This window comes from Micromonospora sp. NPDC050187 (assembly GCF_044459745.1).
Classification (GTDB): Bacteria; Actinomycetota; Actinomycetes; order Mycobacteriales; family Micromonosporaceae; genus Micromonospora.
This window is the reverse complement of record NZ_JBITJH010000016.1, coordinates 60470-79536: the sequence shown is the minus strand read 5'-3', so window position 1 is coordinate 79536 and position 19067 is coordinate 60470. Positions and strand designations below refer to the sequence as shown.

At 69.8% G+C, this 19067-nt stretch carries 16 protein-coding genes; 8 read left to right on the top strand and 8 right to left on the bottom strand.

The annotated features are described in order from the left end of the window. The first annotated feature begins 781 nt into the window (after positions 1-781). The gene (locus ACIBJE_RS22965; RefSeq protein ID WP_396751439.1) at positions 782-2632 is read left to right on the top strand and encodes a hypothetical protein; all 1851 of its coding nucleotides are present in this window, start codon (positions 782-784) and stop codon (positions 2630-2632) included. A 156-nt stretch (positions 2633-2788) separates the two neighbouring features. Here ACIBJE_RS22965 and ACIBJE_RS22960 read toward each other — a convergent pair whose 3' ends face one another. The 3 genes from ACIBJE_RS22960 to ACIBJE_RS22950 all read right to left on the bottom strand — a co-directional run bounded on the left by ACIBJE_RS22960 (position 2789) and on the right by ACIBJE_RS22950 (position 4058). Continuing rightward, positions 2789-3526 carry an SDR family oxidoreductase gene (locus tag ACIBJE_RS22960; protein WP_396751437.1) on the bottom strand — a complete coding sequence of 246 codons (738 nt, stop codon included), beginning with the start codon at positions 3524-3526 and terminating at the stop codon, positions 2789-2791. A 128-nt stretch (positions 3527-3654) separates the two neighbouring features. After that, on the bottom strand, positions 3655-3894 hold the full coding sequence (locus tag ACIBJE_RS22955; RefSeq protein WP_396751435.1) for a DNA-binding protein: 240 nt from the start codon (positions 3892-3894) through the stop codon (positions 3655-3657). Continuing rightward, positions 3891-4058: a hypothetical protein gene (locus tag ACIBJE_RS22950; protein ID WP_396751433.1), complete on the bottom strand. Its 168-nt coding sequence runs from the start codon at positions 4056-4058 to the stop codon at positions 3891-3893. Before ACIBJE_RS22950 ends, ACIBJE_RS22955 begins: the two co-directional genes overlap by 4 nt. Before the next feature lie 230 nt (positions 4059-4288). Between ACIBJE_RS22950 and abc-f the strand changes: the two genes are divergently transcribed. After that, the gene (gene abc-f, locus ACIBJE_RS22945; RefSeq protein WP_396751432.1) at positions 4289-5926 is read left to right on the top strand and encodes a ribosomal protection-like ABC-F family protein; all 1638 of its coding nucleotides are present in this window, start codon (positions 4289-4291) and stop codon (positions 5924-5926) included. 47 nt (positions 5927-5973) lie between these two features. Here abc-f and rph read toward each other — a convergent pair whose 3' ends face one another. Then, a complete protein-coding gene (rph, locus tag ACIBJE_RS22940; RefSeq protein WP_396751430.1) occupies positions 5974-8571 on the bottom strand; it encodes a rifamycin-inactivating phosphotransferase in 2598 nt (865 codons plus the stop codon). Between the two features lie 523 nt (positions 8572-9094). On the opposite strand from rph, the gene ACIBJE_RS22935 reads away from it, so the two are divergent. Beyond that, positions 9095-11203 (top strand): DUF4153 domain-containing protein, encoded by a 2109-nt coding sequence (locus tag ACIBJE_RS22935; RefSeq protein ID WP_396751428.1) that lies wholly within the window; start codon positions 9095-9097, stop codon positions 11201-11203. A gap of 227 nt (positions 11204-11430) precedes the next feature. Here the strand turns inward: ACIBJE_RS22935 and ACIBJE_RS22930 are convergent, their stop codons facing one another. The 3 genes from ACIBJE_RS22930 to ACIBJE_RS22920 all read right to left on the bottom strand — a co-directional run bounded on the left by ACIBJE_RS22930 (position 11431) and on the right by ACIBJE_RS22920 (position 13165). Beyond that, complete coding sequence (locus tag ACIBJE_RS22930; protein WP_396751426.1) at positions 11431-11991, bottom strand: dihydrofolate reductase family protein; 561 nt, start codon at positions 11989-11991, stop codon at positions 11431-11433. Positions 11992-12035: 44 nt separating this feature from the next. Beyond that, positions 12036-12257 (bottom strand): transposase, encoded by a 222-nt coding sequence (locus tag ACIBJE_RS22925; RefSeq protein WP_396751424.1) that lies wholly within the window; start codon positions 12255-12257, stop codon positions 12036-12038. A 68-nt stretch (positions 12258-12325) separates the two neighbouring features. Further along, entirely contained in the window at positions 12326-13165 is an 840-nt protein-coding gene (locus ACIBJE_RS22920; RefSeq protein ID WP_396751422.1) for a helix-turn-helix transcriptional regulator, read from the bottom strand. Positions 13166-13363: 198 nt separating this feature from the next. On the opposite strand from ACIBJE_RS22920, the gene ACIBJE_RS22915 reads away from it, so the two are divergent. The 5 genes from ACIBJE_RS22915 (at position 13364) to ACIBJE_RS22895 (ending at position 17376) form a co-directional block, all read left to right on the top strand. Next, complete coding sequence (locus tag ACIBJE_RS22915) at positions 13364-14308, top strand: SDR family oxidoreductase (protein ID WP_396751420.1); 945 nt, start codon at positions 13364-13366, stop codon at positions 14306-14308. Next, entirely contained in the window at positions 14305-14517 is a 213-nt protein-coding gene (locus ACIBJE_RS22910; RefSeq protein WP_396751577.1) for a hypothetical protein, read from the top strand. Before ACIBJE_RS22915 ends, ACIBJE_RS22910 begins: the two co-directional genes overlap by 4 nt. 120 nt (positions 14518-14637) lie before the next feature. After that, positions 14638-16311 (top strand): cellulose-binding protein, encoded by a 1674-nt coding sequence (locus tag ACIBJE_RS22905; RefSeq protein ID WP_396751418.1) that lies wholly within the window; start codon positions 14638-14640, stop codon positions 16309-16311. A 232-nt stretch (positions 16312-16543) separates the two neighbouring features. Beyond that, on the top strand, positions 16544-16786 hold the full coding sequence (locus ACIBJE_RS22900; RefSeq protein WP_396751416.1) for a hypothetical protein: 243 nt from the start codon (positions 16544-16546) through the stop codon (positions 16784-16786). A gap of 8 nt (positions 16787-16794) precedes the next feature. Then, positions 16795-17376 carry a hypothetical protein gene (locus ACIBJE_RS22895; protein ID WP_396751414.1) on the top strand — a complete coding sequence of 194 codons (582 nt, stop codon included), beginning with the start codon at positions 16795-16797 and terminating at the stop codon, positions 17374-17376. Here the strand turns inward: ACIBJE_RS22895 and ACIBJE_RS22890 are convergent. Further along, on the bottom strand, positions 17366-18421 hold the full coding sequence (locus tag ACIBJE_RS22890) for a hypothetical protein (protein WP_396751412.1): 1056 nt from the start codon (positions 18419-18421) through the stop codon (positions 17366-17368). The two genes, ACIBJE_RS22895 and ACIBJE_RS22890, sit on opposite strands and share 11 nt — an antisense overlap. Between the last annotated feature and the right edge of the window lie 646 nt (positions 18422-19067).

The window sequence follows — 19067 nt, the reverse complement described above, 5'->3', positions numbered from 1 at the left end:
CTGGTTCGATACCGTCGGACCTCCGCCATAGCCACAGACCCTCCCGCGCCGTCGACCCCACCCGCCCTAATCAGCATCGCAGTGTAGCAAGTCGACCGGCCGGCAATTGAGATCTTGAATGCGTCAGACCGATCCCGGGTTGATCGATTGCTGGGGCTTTTCGCGAATAACGGAATGCCACGGCCGACGGACGTCACCCACCCGTTCAGGGTGGCACCGCAAAGGTGGCCGCCGGCCGTTTTCGACACCCTGTTCGCATTGGTCCGATTGGTCACCACCTGCACAAGCCCACCTGCCTACGGCGCATCGCGCAGCGCGCACTCCCTCCCGGTCGACGCAGACCCGCGAGACGTCGAAGCACCCGGTCCACCGATGGGCGGTACCGACGCGGCGCGACCGGTCGGGCCGTACGCGGCGGACCGGCCGACTGGCATCAAGGCGGCGGTGGCCACGGGTGGACCGGACCATCCTCGCCGATGTCGCGCAAAACCCGTAATCATCAGCGGACAGGGCCGCTTTTCACCTCATCGGCGGTCACCGGTAACGCCTCCACAATGGATTGCTGACAGGAGTTTCGGACGCCGGTACCCTGTGGACACTTGAGATCGACATCAAGCTATCCAGTGCAATCGCCTGCCGGACAACCGCCTGCCGTGGCCGGCGGCTGCCGCAGGTGCCCACCGCGCCGACGTCCGTGGTCCCATCACGGCGGACGGTCCACTGGAACGGTGTACGTCGATATATCGGCGCGGGCCTACCGTGTCGAAAGAGAGGGAAAAGGATGCACCGGGTCAGATTGTCTCGTTGGCGGCTACTATCCGCCGTCGTCGTTCTCGGGGCCCTGCCGGCTCTCGCCGCCACCCCGTCCGCGGCAGCGGGACTGTTGCCGTCCACACCACCTACCTTCGAGCACGAACTGCTGGCAAAGGCCGCCCCCGACGAGTGCTTCGACGGGATCGGCTTGCCCTACCCGGCCGGCCCCCCGTGCGAGCAGGGCCAAGCCAAGGTCAACCAGGCCTACGTGTGGTCGCTCGCCCGGGCGGACAACCGCCTGTGGTTCGGCACCGGGGCGAACGTCAACTGCATCGTCGGCGGTACGACCCTCTCCCGACCGAATCCCCGGCTCAACGACGACTACGTGTGCGAGTACGCCGAGAGCCAGGTCGTGAAACAGAACCCGACCATGCCCACCAACGTCGGCGACCACCGCCACCCCCGGGCCTACGTCTACGACCAGTCCTCCCGGGTGCTGACCGAGAAGACGGACGACATCAAGAACGCCTCCGCCGACGACACCTCCCGGCTGCGGCGGACCCTGGGACTGCGGGCCGGTGCGACGCACCAGGGCGTCGTCCTCCTGGCCGGGCCCGCCCTCGGGCAGTCGGTCAACATGTTCGCGTTCGACACGACGACCGGGCAGTACCTCGGCTCGGCGAGCTTCGCCAAGTACGGCAACATCCGCAACTTCGTGATCGCCGACAACGTCCTCTATGCCGGAGTGGGCGTCGGCGCCAACGGCCGCGAGGGCGGATACGTCCTGCGGTGGGCCGGGGACCGCACCAACCCGTTCAACTTCGTCGAGGTCGGGCAACTGGCGGCCCAGGTGGCCGACCTGGCGGTGCACGAGGGACGGATCTTCGTCAGCACCTGGTCGGCGGCGAGCGGCGGCGCGCTCGCCGCAGGTTCGACGGCCCGCAGTTCCGGGCTGATCGGAAACGTCACCGGATCACTGCTCGGTCTCATCGGCATCAAGCCGGTCGAGGACGCGGATCCCGGAGTCGCCGGGGTGTGGATGAGCCCACCGCTGGCAGAGGGAGACCCCGGACTGACGGCAGGCGACAGCGCACGCTGGAAGCTGGTGTGGAGCGCGTCCTCCTACGAGCCGGATCCGATCATCGCCGGCACGTACGGCCTCGGCGCCCTGATGTCGTACGACGGGTACCTCTACTGGGGCACGATGCACGTGCCGATGAAGTCGACGAGCAAGGTCGCCGAGACGTACCCGCCGGCGGACGAGATCAAGGCTCGGGAACTGCTGGAGAACTCCCAGCGTGCGGTGAGCATCTTCCGGGGCAAGCGGTTCGGCACCCTCCTCGAGGACGTCGACCTGCTCTACGGAGAGGCGAAACTGCCGGCGTACGACGCGACCGCGAACGACGGCGCGGGTGCCTGGGAGTACGTCTCCACCGGGCACCGCGCCCTCCACGGCCGCATCGGCTTCGGCAACATCTACACCAACTACACCTGGACCATGGAGGTGGCCGGCGGACGACTGTTCATCGGCACCATGGACTGGAGTTACCTCGCGAAGGACCTGCTGCCCGACGCCGCGGCGCAGATGGGCTTCCGCAACGCGGCCAAGGGGCTCAGCAGCGAACTCGACCCGATCGTGATCGACCCGGCGCTCTACGGCGGCGACCTGTGGATGTACGAGTCGAGCCTGCGGCCCGCCACGGCGGTGAACACCAAGGGACTGGGCAACCACCTCAACTACGGCTTCCGCACGATGCTCCCGGACGGTGCGAACCTGTACCTCGGTACGGCGAACCCGATGAACCTGCGGACCGATCCGACCGACGACGTCCCGGAAGGCGGCTGGGAGTTGCTCAAGCTGACCCCGGTCGCGGACTGAGCGACCGGACCTGCCTGAAGAGCTGGTCGTCGGCCGTCGGCTGACGCACTGACCTGCCCCACGACCGAGGCGGCAGCCGGGTGACGGACAACGTCGTCCAGCTGCCGCCTCGATCGGTCATGGTCGGCGACGACCTGTACACGTGCGAGTGGAGTGTCAGGCAGCGCCCCCGTTGACGTACAGCACCTGGCCGTTGATCCAGCGGGCGGCCGGGCTGGCGAGGAAGGCCACCAGGTCGGCGGTGTCGGTGGGGTCGCCGAGCCGGTTCATCGGCGACATCGCCGCCATCCGGGCAATGACCTGCTCGTCCTTACCCTTGAGGAAGAGGGCGGTGGCGGTGGCCCCGGGTGCGACAGCGTTCACGGTGATGTCACGCTCCCCCAGCTCCCGGGCCAGGATCAGGGTGATCGCGTCCACCGCCGCCTTGCTCGCGGCGTAGGCGGCGTAGCCGGGCAGGGACAGCCGGGGTGTCGTGCTGGAGATGTTGACGATCGTGCCCCCGGGCCGGACCCGGCGGGCCGCCTGCTGGTCGACCACGAAGGTGCCGCGAACATTCGTACGGTGCACCCGGTCCAGGTCTTCGAGGTCCAGCTCGGTCATGGGGGCGTGGACCACGATTCCGGCCGAGTTCACCACGACGTCGATCCCGCCGTAGGTCCGCTCGGCGGTGTCGAAGAGTCTGGCCACCGCGAACTCGTCGGCGACATCGGCCTGCACCGCGACGGCGTCTCCACCGGCGGCGATGATCGCGGCCACCGTCTGCTCCGCCTCGACCTTGCTGGTGGCGAAGTTCAGCACCACCGCGTAGCCGTCCGCCGCCAACCGTTTGACGATCTGACGGCCGATGCCCTGGGAGCCACCGGTGACGATCGCGACACGCTGCGGGACGGCCATGATGAGCTCTCCTTGATCCTGAGGACCCCGTCGCGGTGAAGGTGCTCCAGCGACCGGATTAGATCAAAGAAAGACGTCTACGGCTGCCCCTACCTGCCTTTACGGCATTTGCCGGAGCGACGAATCGGTCATGTTGGGCACGCCGAGCGTGGCCGTCGATCGGCGAAGGCGAGGCCCCGCTCGGCCAGCGTGGCGGCCAGGATGTCGACCGCCTTCGGCCCGACCCCGTGCATGGCCAGCAGGTCGCGACGGCTACAGGCGGCCACCTGCGCGAGCGTCGTGATGCCGGCCGCGAGCAGGGCGCTGTTGGCGGGCCGCCCGATCGGTGGCAGGTCGCCGATCTGCGCCGGCACCTCGCGAGAACTCACGCGATCACGATAGCCTGGCCCGGCCGGGCCAGGTGGGTGATGATCAGGTCGACGAGGTCGATCCGGTTCGCGGTCAGGGACTCGAACCCCTGACCTTCCTTGAGCCAGATGACCTCGTAACGAGTGGCGAGAGCGCGATGGCCCGGGTCACGTCCGAGTCGCACCGGCAGCATCCCGTAGGACGGCTGCGATGCCGCTGTTGCTAGGGTGGTAGGGCGGCGGAGACTGCGGCGAGGAACCAGGGAGCGGATCATGGTGACGGGGGACGACGACATCTCGGGGTGAGCGACCCCACCGCCCGCCGGCCGGTGCCGGGGCGGTCTGTCTCGTCATGCTTCCGTCCGCTCGACCGGGAGCGCCCTGCCGCGTTCCCGGCTTTCCCCGAGGTCTTTCGATGTCCGACGCCTGCATCATCTGTACGAATCTGTCCTTTTTCTGGCCGGACGACACCCCGGTCTTCTCCGACCTGTCCTTCACCGTGCCGCCCGGCCGTACCGGCCTGGTGGCGCCGAACGGTGCCGGCAAGACCACGCTGCTCCGCCTGATCGCCGGCGATCTCACCCCGACCGGCGGCACCGTGACGGTCGACGGCGTGCTCGGCTACCTGCCGCAGAACCTCCCCCTCGCCGGTGACCTGACCGTCGCCGAGGTGCTCGGTATCGACGCGACACTCACGGCACTGCGGGCCATCGAGGCGGGCGACGCGGCGGAGGAGCACTTCACCGCCGTCGGGGACGACTGGGACGTCGAGGAGCGCAGTCGAGCCGAACTCGACCGGCTGGGCCTCGGTGACGTCGCGTTGGACCGGCACCTGCACACTCTCAGCGGCGGGCAGGTCGTCTCCCTCGGCCTGGCGGCGCAGCTGCTCAAGCGTCCGGACGTGCTGCTGTTGGACGAGCCGACCAACAACCTCGACATCGACGCGCGGCACCGGCTGTACGCGGTGCTGGCGGACTGGCCCGGGTGCCTGCTGCTGGTCAGCCACGACCGGCTCCTCCTGGACCGGATGGACCGCATCGCCGAACTCGACCGTGGCGAGGTGCACCTGTTCGGCGGGAACTTCACCGCGTACGAGGAGGCGGCGCGGACGGCACGCGAAGCGGCAGAGCGTACCGTGCGCAGCGCCGAGCAGGAGGTGAAGCGGGAGAAGCGGGAGATGCAGCAGGCCCGGGAGCGGGCCGACCGGCGGGCCAGCAACGCCGCCCGCAACCTCGGTAACGCCGGCCTGGCCCGGATCGTCGCCGGTGGGCTCAAGCGCAGTGCCCAGGAATCGGCTGGCCGGGCGCGGCAGGCGCACGCCAACCGGGTCAGCGAGGCGCAAGCGCGGCTCGACGAAGCCAGCCGGTCGCTGCGCGACGAGCAGATTCTCACCCTCGACCTGCCCGACACCACCGTTCCCGCCGGCCGCACCCTCGTCGCGGGCGAACGGATGCAGGTCCACCACGGCGGCCGGCCCGTCTTCGCCGACGACGGTGTCGACCTGACCATCCGGGGTCCCGAGCGGATCGCGCTGACCGGGCCCAACGGCGCCGGCAAGTCCACTCTGCTGCGCCTGCTGCACGGTGACCTCGACCCGGACGCCGGGCAGGTACGCCGTGCCGAGGGCCGCGTCGCCTACCTCTCGCAACGCCTGGACCTGCTGAATCTGGACCGGACGGTCGCGGAGAACCTCAGCGCGTACGCCCCCGACCGGCCGGAGACCGAACGGATGAACCTGCTGGCCCGCTTCCTGTTCCGTGGTGCGCGGGCACACCTCCCGGTCGGCGCGCTCTCCGGTGGCGAACGGCTGCGCGCCACCCTCGCCTGCGTCCTCTACGCCCAGCCAGCGCCTCACCTGCTGCTACTCGACGAACCCACCAACAACCTCGACCTGGTCAGCGTGAGCCAGCTGGAGAGCGCCCTCACCGCGTACCGGGGTGCGTTCGTGGTGGTCAGCCACGACGAACGATTCCTTACCGACGTCGGCGTGCAGCGGTGGCTGCGCGTCGACGGCGGCCAACTACGCGAGGTCCCCGCACCTGGCAGCGTCTGAGTTGTCGGGTGGGAAGTCGCGGACGGGCCCTCTCGGTGAGTGGTCGGTCACGGCAGGATCTCGACGTACCCGTCGGCTCCGTGGACGCGGATCCGCTGCCCGTCCCGGATCAGCCGAGTGGCCTGCTCCACGCCCACGACGGCCGGCAGGCCGTACTCCCGGGCGATCACCGCGCCATGGGTCATCAGGCCGCCCACCTCCGTCACCAGGCCCGCGACCGCGACGAACAGGGGGGTCCAGCTGGGGTCCGTGTAGGCCGTGACCAGGATGTCGCCCGCCTCGAGATCGGCCTCCGCCATGTCCAGGACGACTCGGGCCCTCCCCTCGACGGTCCCGGCGGAGACCGGTAGGCCGATCAGGGCACCGGCCGGCACCCCGTCGCGGCGGTACGACCCGGCGACGGTTTCGCCGTCCGACGTGAGCAGCCGGGGCGGCGTGAGCGCCTGGTACGACCGGAACGCGTCCCTGCGCTGGCGGATGAGCCGGTCGTCCACCTGGTTCGTGCGCGCGACGTCGTGGAACTCCTGGAACGTGAGGAAGAAGACGTCCTCCTTGTCGCGGAGCACGTGGGCCCGGACGAGGCGCTCGGCCTCGTCCAGCAGGGCCTGTTTGTAGACGAAGTAGCGACTCACGATGCCGTACTTCGGGTACTCCCGGTACCCGATGAAGGTCCGGACCCGGTCGATCATCCGCTTGGCCTCGGTGGCCTTGTGCTCCCCGTCCGGCAGGGCCCGTAGGCGCACCAGCACCTCCTGTGCCTTCCTCTCCGCTTCCTGCCGTCCCTGCTCGAAGCGCCGCTCGGCGGCACCCGGCTCGAAGTTCCTGACGTTGTCGAGGATCACGGGCACGAGCGTGGTGGGACGCTCGCTCCAACGCGGCCGCGTGATGTCGATTTCGCCGACGCAACGCATGCCGTACCGGTCGAGGTAGGCCTTGATGGCGTCGCGCGCTTCGGTCCCGCCCGCGAGCTTCGGCAGCTCGTCCAGAAAACCCTCGTCCCGGACGTCGTGCAGGAAGGCCACCACCTCCGGGTGCGGGCGGATCACGTCGGCGACGTCGAGGAGCGCCAGCCCCATCTCCGACGTGACGTTACCGGGGGCGGAGAGCGTGAGAGTGTCGGCGGCGTTCTTCTCGCCCAGCCACTCCTGCAGCTTGTCGTTGAGCCACCACGTGGCCTCCATCCCGGCCATGATCGCCTGCATGCTCAGTGGTTCACTGAGGAGCCGCCGGTGCTCCTCGAACGCCTCCAGCAGGAAGTCGAACAGCGCCGGTCCGTGCTTCGTCCGGACCTCGCTCCGCAGAGCGGCGACGGATGCCTGGGTGCGCTCGATCAGCTCGGCGACGATGGCCGGATCGGTCTCGATCGGGGCGGGCGTGCCGCCGGGCGGCGGCCCGCTGGGACCCTCGTCCGGAAGCGACGGGACGAAGTCGTCGCGGTCGAGGACGGTCTCCAGCGCGTCCCTGGTCAGCGGATCGGATCTCCCCGCCATCTCCAGGAGGCCGGCGCGGCTCGCGGGCGAGGCCAGGCGCCGGGTGACGTCGACGAACAGCCGCCCGCCGGCCTCGTGCATCGGCGCCAGGGCCGTCAGCCGCCACATCGAGAGCCCCAAGGGCTTCATCGGGTCGGTCATCATCTGCTGGTGACCGACGGAGAGGTAGACGTGGTTCTCCCCGTCGCCGGCCGCCGGGATCGGGAACAGCGTGGTGATCGGCCGGCTCTGGACGATCTGGAAGTCGTCGTCGACCAGGCACCATTCGATGTCCTGGGGACAGCCGAAGTGTGCTTCGATCCGCCGACCGAGTTGCACGAGCTGCACGACCTGCGCGTCCGCCAGCGCTGGCTGCTCCTGTCGCGCCGGGTCGACCGCCCGTTCCTGCGTCCCGCCTCCCGGCAGCGCGTGGATGGCCCGCTGCTTGGCGGCGACCGCCCTGGCGACCACCTCGCCGTCGCGCACCTTGAACACGTCCGCGTTCACCAGGCCGGAGACCAGGGCCTCACCGAGGCCGAAGCTGGCGTCCACGGAGGCGACCTTCCGGTTGCCCGTGACGGGGTCGGCCGTGAACAGGATGCCGGCCACGTCCGGGAAGACCATCTGCTGCACGACCACGGCCATATGGACCGTACGGTGGTCGATGCCGTTGCGCTGGCGGTAGATCACGGCCCGCTCGGTGAACAGCGAGGCCCAGCACCGGCTGACGTGCTGGAGGACCGCGGCCGGGCCCACGACGTTCAGGTACGTGTCCTGCTGACCCGCGAAAGAGGCGGTCGGCAGGTCCTCTGCGGTCGCGCTGGATCGGACAGCGTACGCAGCTTGCTCGCCGAGTCGGGCGAGAGCGCGGGTGATCGCCGCCGCGAGGTCGCCAGGAACGGCGACGCCTTCGACGGTCCGGCGGATCTCCGCGCTGAGCGTGCGGACCGCCTCCCGATCATCCGGGTTCAGGCGCGAGAGCTGATCGAGCCGATCGTCGATCGACGGCGCTTCCGCCATGATCCGCCGAAAGGCGTCCGTCGTCACGCAGAAGCCGGCCGGCACGCGAATGCCGTCGATCCGCGACAGCGCCCCCAGGTGCGCGCCCTTGCCGCCGACCACCGCGACCTGCGTTTCGTCAACCTCGTGCAGACCCAACACGTACTGCTCGATCATCGCGACACCTCCGCGCCGAGCGCCCACAACCGCACCGCCGATCCCACCAGTGGTTCGACGTCACCGCGTCCCCCGTACGCCGACAACAACACACGCACGTCGCGCCCCATTTCTTCGCCGGTGCTCGGTCCGGCCGACGATTCTGCGGCAAAACCCGGGCCTTGCCGCAAGCCCCCGGGTGCGATATACATTAAGAGTGGCAAGGAGTGCGATCTCCTTGTCCTTTCTTTTTGCCCCGCAGGAAGCGCAGGGTGGCCAGGTCGCGAATGGGCCTCTCATCGACACCGGGTTGAACTCGGAAGTCGAGATCCGCGACAGGCCACCGCTCCGCGACGCCCGGAGTCGGCCGAGGCCGCCGGCTGCCTCGATGCTGGACGACCGGGGCAACGGCGGCTGGCCTACCACCGTGGGTCGCCCGGCGGCCGGACGCGGGTCCTCGGCGGGCGGTCGGACCCGACGGCGGGGCGGCAGGCGGAATGGGGCGGCCGTACAGTGTGCCCCACCCCTTGACAAGGAGAGTGCCGTGACGCAGCCACCGGCGCCCCGACCGTCCGATGCGGACTCCGGCAGCGGCACCATGCCGCCGTACCTGCTGGCCATGCCGGCGGGCGCGGAAGGCCCCGGCGCCATTCCGTGGCCGGAGGGCCAGCCCGCGTGGGCGATCCCGGTCGAGCTTCCGCCCGGCACCCGTGGGTACGCCGTGTTCATCCCACTGGTGCCGGTCGCCGGGGCCGACGCGACTGCCACGACGATGACCACCGCGCCCTTGCCAGCCCCGGCGGCGACCACGATCGGCGGGCTGCCGGTGTCCGAGTCCGCAGCGCACGGTCGGACCGCCACTCCCGCCGAGACCGCCCCACCACGGACAGCGGGTACGACAGCGTCCGCCCCGGTGGCACCGGTCGCCGCGCCCGTCGGTGCCCCGACGAACGGGGGCACCCCGGCGACCATCGCGTCCGGCCCCGGCGGCCCTCCCCGGCCCGCCGCGACACCCGCTACCGCCGGCACCACACCGCCCGCTGGGACCTTCGGTCCTCCGGCGCACCCCGCCGCCTTCGGCGGCCCGCCCGGCGCTCCGACGCACCTGGGGATGGCCGGTGGCTTCTACCGGCCGAAGCCGCCCGAACCGTCGTTCCTCCAGCGACACTGGCCCGGTCCGAAGCCGGCACGCGGACGGGCGGTGCCCGCTGCGGTCCTCGTCGGCGCGCTCGGGCTGGCGTTCTTCGTGCCGCTCGGCCGCACCGGAATCGGGTGGTTCCTCGGCTGGCTGGCGCTGACCGCAGCCGTGGTGTTCGCGGTCCGGCGGGCGGTGGCGGAGCTGCCGCGTACCGAACGGTGGGTTCGGGCCGGCTGGGCGGCGGCGGCGCTGGCGCTGCTGGCGGTGCCGACGTTCCGCAACGCCTGGTGGTTGGTGACGTTCTGCGTCCTGGGCGCGCTTGGCTGCGCGGCGCTCGGCGTGGTCGGGGGCCGGCTCATCCGGTCGATCCTGTTCAGCCTGGTGGCCGCGCCGACTGCGGCGTTCCGGGGGCTGCCCTGGGTACGCGCCCACTTCCGGTCCGCCGCCGACCCGGGACTGCTCCGTCGCGTGGTCGGCTCGGCCACGGCCACCATCGCCGCGCTGGTCGTCTTCGGCACCCTGCTCGCCTCCGCCGACAGCGCGTTTTCGGTGCTGCTCGGTGCGATCGTGCCCGAGGTCGGCGTGGGTACGGTGTTCGGCTGGATCTTCCTCGCCACGGTGGGCGCGCTCTGTGTGGTGGCTGCGGTGTGGACCCTCTCCGCGCCACCGGACCTGTCGGCGGTGGACCGGCCGGCCCGCCGCAGCCTCGGCATGATGGAGTGGGCACCGGCCATCGGCGCGCTCACGCTGCTGTTCGGCGGTTTCGTGGCGGTGCAGTTCACCGTGCTGTTCGGTGGCGAGCGGCACGTACTGCGTACGGCCGGCCTGAACTACGCCGAATACGCCCGCAGCGGCTTCTGGCAGCTCGTCACGGTCACCCTGCTGACGTTGGCGCTGCTCGGCGGCGTGGGTCGCTGGGCGCGACGGGAGAGCCGAGCCGAGCGGATCGTGTTGCGCGTGCTGCTCGGTGCGCTGAGCGCGCTCAGCGTCGTGATCGTGATCTCGGCGCTGTCCCGGATGTACACGTACCAGAAGGTCTACAGCTTCACCGGCGAGCGCCTGTTCGTGATGGCGTTCGAGCTGCTGCTCGGCAGCGTCTTCCTGATGGTCCTGATCGCCGGGCTACGGCTGCGGGGCGGCTGGATCCCGCGCGGGACGGTGGTGCTCGCCGTGGCGATGCTGCTCGGCCTGGCGGTGCTCAACCCGGAGGGGTACGCCGCCAACCGCAACATCGACCGGTACCGGGAGACCGACAAGATCGACGCCTGGTATCTGCGGGCGCTGTCGGCCGACGCGACCCCCGCCCTGGCCGGCCTGCCCGGCCCGGTACGCCGCTGCACGCTGAGCTGGATCGCCGAGGACCTCGACGAGCCGGACCCCTGGTACGCCTGGAACCTGGGCCGGCTCCGCGCCCGGCAGGCCCTGGACCGGGCCGGTCCGGACGCGGTCGGCGGGCCGAGCGACTGCCGGGCGGCCGACCAGTTCGACCTGCCGAAGACCCGTCAGCCCCGCTGACCCGGCAGCCCCTGACCTTCTGATCCGCAGACCGATGCATGACGTCGGAGCAGTCACAGAGCGGGGCGGGGCGGGGGGACCGGGGCAGGGCGGGGCGACCGGCCACCACCACGAGATCAGCCGACGGAGCCGTCCGGTCGGGCGACCTCTTCCTCGACCAGCAGCTCGCGGGGCCATGCCGGAACCGGCCACGGAGGTTGTTCAGCGCCTGGCCCGTGAACGCCGGGTCAGGCGTCCACGCGGTAACGCGCGAAGATGGTGCCCTTCGAGAAGGTGTGCTGGTCGAGCAGGGTCAGGTTGCGGCGGACGCCGTCGGGCAGGGAGCGCGTGCCACCGCCGACGAGCACCGGGCAGATGACCAGGCAGATCTCGTCGACCAGGCCGGCCCGGTGGGCCTGGGCGGCCAGGTTGGCGCCGCCGATCGCCAGGTCGCGCGTGGCCGACTCCTTGAGCGCGCGGACCGCCTCCGGGTCGAACGTGCGCTCGATGCGGGTGCGGGCGCTGCGCGGCTCCTCCAGCGTGGACGAATACACGATCTTGTCGGCGGAGCGCCAGATCTCGCTGTAGTCGAGGATGTAGTCGGGGTGGCCGGGTTCCTCGTGCGCCGTCTCCCAGTAGGACATCACGTCGTAGAGCCGGCGGCCGTACAGGTGGGTGCCGATGCCCCGGTCGAGGTCGTTCAGGAAGCGGTGCACCTCTTCGACCGGCTCGCTCCAGCCGAACTTGCCGTTCTCGTCGTTCACGAACCCGTCGAGGGACACGATGTCGGTGCTGATCAGCTTGGCCATCTCTCCGCCTCCGCTTCTGGTTGCATCTTGCAACCGGTATCAGTCTAGTGGCTGAGCATGAAACGTCGGCCTGTGGGTCGGGCTTGGGCGTTGCGCCAGCGGACGTAGCGGGCGATGGCCTGGCCGGGTTCGTCGTGGTTGCGGTGACCGGTGCCGTTGAGCGCGGTAGCACGGGGCAGCGAATCGGCCTCGGTCCAGTTCAACCGGGACGCGTCGGTGGGCATGTACACCAGCTCGACGTTGTTGTCAGCACACCAGGTGCGCACCTCGGCGACCCCGATCCTTGCCGCGTGGAACGCCAGGAGGACCTGCTCGACCTACTCGTGACCGCCCCTCAGCGAAGCGTCTGCGCGCCGATGACGGACAGCATCTGGAGTTTCTCGTAGCTCTCGCTGCCGGGAACCGCGGTGTAGACCATCAGTGAGTGGGCCTGGCCCGGGTCGACCAGGCGCTGACAGTTCAGCTCCAGCGCGCCGACCTCGGGGTGGACGAAGTGCTTGACCTCGTGCGGACGTATCCCGATCTCATGGTCGTCCCACACCCGCCGGAACTCCTCGCTACGGGCCAGCAACAGCTCGGCCAGGTGCGCCGCCCGGGAGTCAGGGCCCCGGAGGGTGACCAGTTCGCGCAGCCCCGAGGCATACATCCGGGTCAGGAACGCATGCTCCTCGGGCGCGTAGATCTGCCGGGCGGCGGGGTTGGTGAACCACCGGTACCCCGCACTGCGGGCAGGACCGGCGTACCGCGTCGTGTTCCCGGTGAGCGCGACACCCATCGGGGACTGTCGCAGGGTTTCGCCCAGTTCGGTGACGATCTCGGCGGGGGTGTCGTCCAGACGGTCGAGCACCCGCAGCAGGCCGGGACTGATGTGGTCGTTGGGGGCGCCTCTGGGTGGCGGGTTGTGGCCGGCGAGGCGGAACAGGTGGTCGCGCTCGTCGATCGACATGTGCAGGCCCTGGGCGATCGAGGCGAGCATTCGGTGCGATGGCTGAGGGCCGCGTTCCCGCTCGAGCCGGGAGTAGTAGTCGGCCGACATGTGACACAGCGATGCGACTTCCTCGCGCCGTAACCCGTTCGTCCTGCGCCGCTGCCCGCGCGGCAGGCCGACGTCTTCTGGTTGCAGTGCCTCACGCCGATTACGGAGGAACTCCGCCAGCCCGGTGCGGTCGATCACGACGCTCCCCCTTCGAGTACTGCCTCGTTTCTACCGCCTGCAGGAAGAGGTAGCCACGGACCGCCGATCCCCCCATCGTGAGCGGAGGGGCGGCCTGGTGAGCCTGTGATCGAGAGGCCGTGGTTACCGCTCCGCCTTCGGCCGACGATCGATGACGTGACTCGAGGACCTGAACAACCAGATGGAGGAGCAAAGCCGATGCCACGTACACCGATCGACATCACCGTCCCCGACCTGTCCGGAAAGCGCGCCGTCGTCACCGGCGCGAGCGACGGGATGGGCCTGGGGATGGCCGCGCGGCTGGCCGCGGCCGGCGCCGAGGTGATCCTGCCCGTCCGCAATCCGCGCAAGGGCGAGGCCGCGATCACCACGATCCGGCAGGCCGCCCCTGGGGCGAAGGTCTCGCTGCGCAGCCTCGACCTGTCCTCGCTGGAGTCGGTCGCGGTCCTGGGCGACGCCCTGCGCGAGGAGGGCCGTCCGATCCACATCTTGATCAACAACGCGGGCGTGATGCGACCGCCGAACCGGCAGACCACGACCGACGGGTTCGAGCTGCAGTTCGGCACCAACCACCTCGGCCACTTCGCGCTGGTCGCCCGGCTCCTCCCGTTGCTGCGCGCCGGCGGTGCGCGGGTTACCTCCCAGGTCAGCATCGCCGCGCGTCGTGGCCGCATCAACTGGGACGACCTGAACTGGGAACGCTCGTACGACGGGATGCGTGCCTACAGCCAGTCGAAGATCGCGTTCGGGCTGTTCGGCCTGGAGTTGGACCGCCGCAGCAAGGCGCACGGTTGGGGCATCACCAGCAACCTCTCCCACCCCGGGGTGGCCCCCACCAGCCTCCTGGCCGCCCGCCCCGAGCTCGGCCGCAGCCAGGACATCCCTCAGTTCCGCCTGATCCGGGCCATGTCCGCTCGTGGCATCCTGCTGGGCACCGTCGAGACCGCGAAGCTGCCCGCGCTCGTGGCCGCGACCGACCCGGACGCCAAGCCCAGCGTCCTCTACGGGCCCAGCGGCCCCGGCAACCTCGGCGGTCCACCCGCCGAGCAGCGGATGTACCCGCCGCTGCGCAGCACCGAGGAGGCCCAGCGGGTCTGGCAGGTCTCCGAGCGGCTCACCAGGACCGCGTTCGTCGCGGCGTGAGCATCACGGGGAGCCACCTGCGCACCCTCGCCCGTCGCACACATCCAACAAGCCGCGCAGCCCCTGGTGAGTGGCCTGTCGGCGGTGGCACCGCCGAGCCGTCGCCCCCGATCCACCTGGCCACCATCGACCTGTTCGTGCTGCCGATCGTCGATCTGCAACAAACCTGCACGTTCCTGCCCTTGCCTCACGAGCAAGCGCTTTCCTAGCCTGTTGTTTCATCGATGTTTCGATCCTTGACCGGGCTGAGGGTGCGGACACGAAGCCACGTGCGGTGTCGGGTTGTCAAGGCAGTGCCTGCACCGTGCTCACTCCTGAGGAGTCCAACAGTGAGAACCACAGTGCGACACAAGCTTCTTGCCGGCGGCACCGCCGTGGCCGCCGCAGCCGCGGTCGCCGCGGCTCTGCCGATGACCCAGGCGTCGGGTGCGTCTGACGGCCCCAGCCCCGCATCGGTCGGCGCCAACGCGACCAACCTCAGCCTCGGGGCCGGCTCCGACGGCTCCAGCAAGGCCAGCGGCACCAGCTACGGCAACGTGCTCGACGGCAGCATGAGCACCTACTGGTCGCCGGCCGGATCGACCGGCCGCATCTCGATCAAATGGGGTTCCGCCACCACGGTGGCCTCGATCAACATCCGGGAGGCGGCCGGCGCCGTCGGGGCCATCGGCTCCTGGCGGGTCGTCAACAACGACACCGGCACCACCCTGGCCAGCGGCACCGGGGCCGGGGTCATCACCTTCGCCGCCACCTCGCTGCGCAAAATCAACTTCGAGATCACCGGCTCGACCGGTACACCGAGGATCGCCGAGTTCGAAACGTACGCCTCGGGCACCACCACCCCGCCGACCACGCCGCCGCCGACGACCGGGCCCACCACTCCGCCGCCGACCACGCCGCCGCCGACCACGCCCCCGCCGTCGAGCAGCACGCTGTACGTGGCACCGACCGGCACCGACAGCGCGGCCGGCACGGAGGCGAACCCGACGACGCTCACCTCCGCGATCACCCGGATCACCGCCGGCGGCACGATCTACCTGCGCGGCGGCACCTACCGCTACTCGCAGACCATCACCATCGGCCAGGGCAACAACGGCACGTCGAGCGCGCGCAAGAACATCTTCGCCTACCCGGGTGAGACCCCGATCCTGAACTTCTCGGCCCAGAGCGAGGATCCGGCGAACCGTGGCCTCGCGGTGGGCGGATCGTACTGGCACATCCGCGGCATCATCGTCGAGCGGGCCGGGGACAACGGCATCCTGCTCGCCGGCAACAACAACATCATCGAGCGTACGGTGACCCGCCACAACCGGGACTCGGGCCTTCAGCTCTCGCGTCTCGTGGCCAACGCGCCCCGCGACCAGTGGCCCTCCAACAACCTTGTGGTCAGCACCGTGTCGCACGACAACGTCGACTCCGACGGTGAGGACGCCGACGGTTTCGCCCCGAAGCTCACCGTCGGCCCCGGCAACGTCTTCCGCTACACCGTGGCACACAACAACATCGACGACGGCTACGACCTCTTCACCAAGAGCGACACCGGGGCCATCGGCGCGGTGACCATCGAGTCCTCTCTCGCCTACGGCAACGGCACCCTGAGCAACGGTGGCCAGGCCGGCAACGGTGACCGCAACGGCTTCAAGCTCGGCGGGGAGGACATCGCGGTGAACCACACCGTCCGGGGCAACATCGCGTACGACAACGGCAAGCACGGGTTCACCTACAACCGCAACCCGGGCGCGATGACGGTGTCGAACAACGCCAACATCGGCAACACCGAGCGCAACTTCAACTTCGACGGCGGCTCCTCGGTGTTCCGGAACAACACCTCGTGCGACAGCGGCTCGAACGACCGGATCGTCGGCAACTCCGACAGTTCGAACCAGTTCTGGTCCGGCACCAACGGATCCCGGTGCTCCCAGTACTCCGGTGCCCTGGGCTGGTCCTTCGCGTCCGATGGTCGCCTCGTCGTGACCTTCGGCGGCAGGGTGGTCACACCGTAACGAAGCAGGACGGCGCCGGCGTCACCACAGCGGTGCCGCCGGCGTCCCGCTGGCCAGCCAGCCGGTGGGTCTGCGACAGCGCTGGACCAGGCCGGACGTGAGGGATCTCGTCGCACGAGCATTGTCGGCATCCGCGCGGTCAGGACCGCGCTGAGCAGTGGGTTTCCGCAAGGATGACCAACAGCGCCGCGACACGGTGGCTGGGCACCACGTAAACGCCACGGTAAGGCGCGTGCAGCCAGCCGACGCTGATCAGTTGGCCCAGGTGGTGGTAAAGCTGGCCGACGGTCAGAGGGAACCGGCGGCGGTGCCGGACTTCCGGGATCCGCGCGACCTTCTTGCCCTCGTCGACGGGCAGGAGTTCTCCACGCCCGGGGCGAAGTTCGCGTATGCCAACACCAACCACGTACTGCTGGGGTTGTTGATCGAGCCGTCACCGGGAACTCCGCCGCGGACGAGGTACACCGCCGACTGATCGAACCGTTGCGCCTGACCGGCACCACGTTCCCGGTGCGCGGCGCGCCGATCCCCGGCCGGCACCTACGCGGCCACCTGACCAACCTGCCAGCGTCGTACGGCGTACCCGACGGCGTCCTCGACTTCACCGACCTCAGCCCGTCGATCGGTTGGACCGCCGGCGGCATGCTCTCCACCGTCGCCGACCTGGCCCGCTTTCACCAGGCACTACTGACCGGGCGGTTGCTGAGCCCGGAGCTCGGGCGGGCGATGGTCGCGGAGGCGGAGCCGCACGGGTATGGGCTGGGCCTCGCCCGCATCATCCGGCCCGGAATCGTGGGATGGGGCCACGACGGACGGTTTCCCGGCTACCTGAGCATCGTCGTGACGAGCGACGACGGCGCACGGCAGGCGGTGGTTGCGCTGAACACCGACCGGGTGCTGAGCCCCGAGGCCGAGGCGGCGACCGGCGAGGTGCTGCGGGCCGCCTTCAGTGCGCGTTCCGTAGGCGCACCACGCTGCCCGATGCCGCCGAGCACGTCGACGAGCGGGCAGCACCCCGACGCCGAGCCCCTCCCCTTCGTAGTCGAGCGTGCGCCTACCACATGATCGCGCTGATGACAGCCGTCGCGACGACCCCGAACAGCAACGGGATCAGACAGCCGACGACCGCGGTTCCACGCACCCTCGTCCTCGCGAACAGCGTCGCTCTGCGCGATCGACGCGCTTTATCCGCGACTCGCATCCCCGGCACGGCAGAACCGCCCTGTCGGTCCAGTTGCTCGTCCACCAGCGCGGCGAGGTCCTCGATCCACTCCCAGAATGCGGGATCCGTGTTCGGTAGCGCCCGACGCGCGATGAAGAAGACGCAGCCGTCGACGATCTCGACGTCGCAGTTGCCCGCGAGATCGACGAGCGCCTCCTGCACTGCGGGGGTGAGCAGTCTCCGGACGGCGTCGTCATCCTGCGGTGCGCAGAGCACCTGGAAATGCACGTCGAACGAGCCGCCTATCACCAGCGGCCGGTGCGATGGCGGTACCTTCCATGCGCACGACGGGAGATCTCGCGCGGCGGTCACCAGCGTCATCGGCGGCAACGCCGTCCGCACGGTGAACATGGCGTAGCAGGCCGTATGCGGCATGCGCGTCCGCCCCGTCCATGTGTCATAGGCGTAGTTCGCGACCTCGAACGGACGATGCGCAGTCGCGGTCACCAGATCGCCCGCGACACGCGACGATCCGACGCGGAACAAAGCCGCCGGCCGGACCGGGTTTTTCTCGATGGCGGTGTAGGACATCCCGTTCGCCTCGGTGAAGCGCCTCAGCCGGTACCAGCCGACCTCCGAGGCCCGACGCCCCCGGACGGCACCCCGGATCTTCATCACGGCGAGCGGAACCACCATGAGACCCGCGATCACCACCGTCGTGGCATCGGCGCCGGGCGCCCCGAACATGAGTTGCACAATTAGCACGTACAGGGCGGCCAACACCCCCGCACCGACCACAAGTACGGCGGCCTGGAACACGATCCGACTCCCGGCTGCGGCCTCACCGAAACGTCCGCCTTCGCGACGTATCAGTTCGCGGCCCTCCGCACGGGCGAGCGCAGGATCGACGGGGACGCGAAGCGCGGCGTCATCGAAGCGCGACGTCATCAGACCACCTCCGCACGGGTCCACGGCAAGATCCGTCCAGCTGCGTCAGCGTTCCGGCTGCCATGGCCTCTTTCGTCAGCGGCATCGGCACGGTGACCTGCCGCCCCACCTGCTTGAAACCGCCGATCCACGCGTCCGGCTTCGACTCCGCCATGATGGGACACGAGTTGAGCATCCCAGTCGGTGCTAACCGTTTGGTAAGCCATGTGACTCCTATCCCTTGAGGCATGAGCGCTTCCAGCATGCCGGTACGGCGCTAGAACCAGCGCACATGGTGGACTCGTCGGACTCGGCCACCATGTCGATGCCGGAACCATCCGCTAAGTCCTCGGCCGCACCGGACCCGGGCCAGCGCCACACGGTCGCCACCCGCCGGGTCCATTCAGCGTTCCAGAATGTGGACACCGACAGTGACAGGCCGCACCATGATCAAAATTCAGCGAGGCCCCGCCTGGCTGGCGGTGCCAGTCGTTGAGCGCGGGCAGGAGGTCGGCGGACTATTGCCGTTCGACCGGTCGAACCGCGCCCCACGGCGGCGGCCGAACTCCCTCTCCCCCCGGAAGCGCCTACCCGTTGCCGTTCAACTGCGCGTCGACCAGGGTGCGCCTCGTCGACGGGCACGCCGGTGAGGGTGGAGATCTTCCCG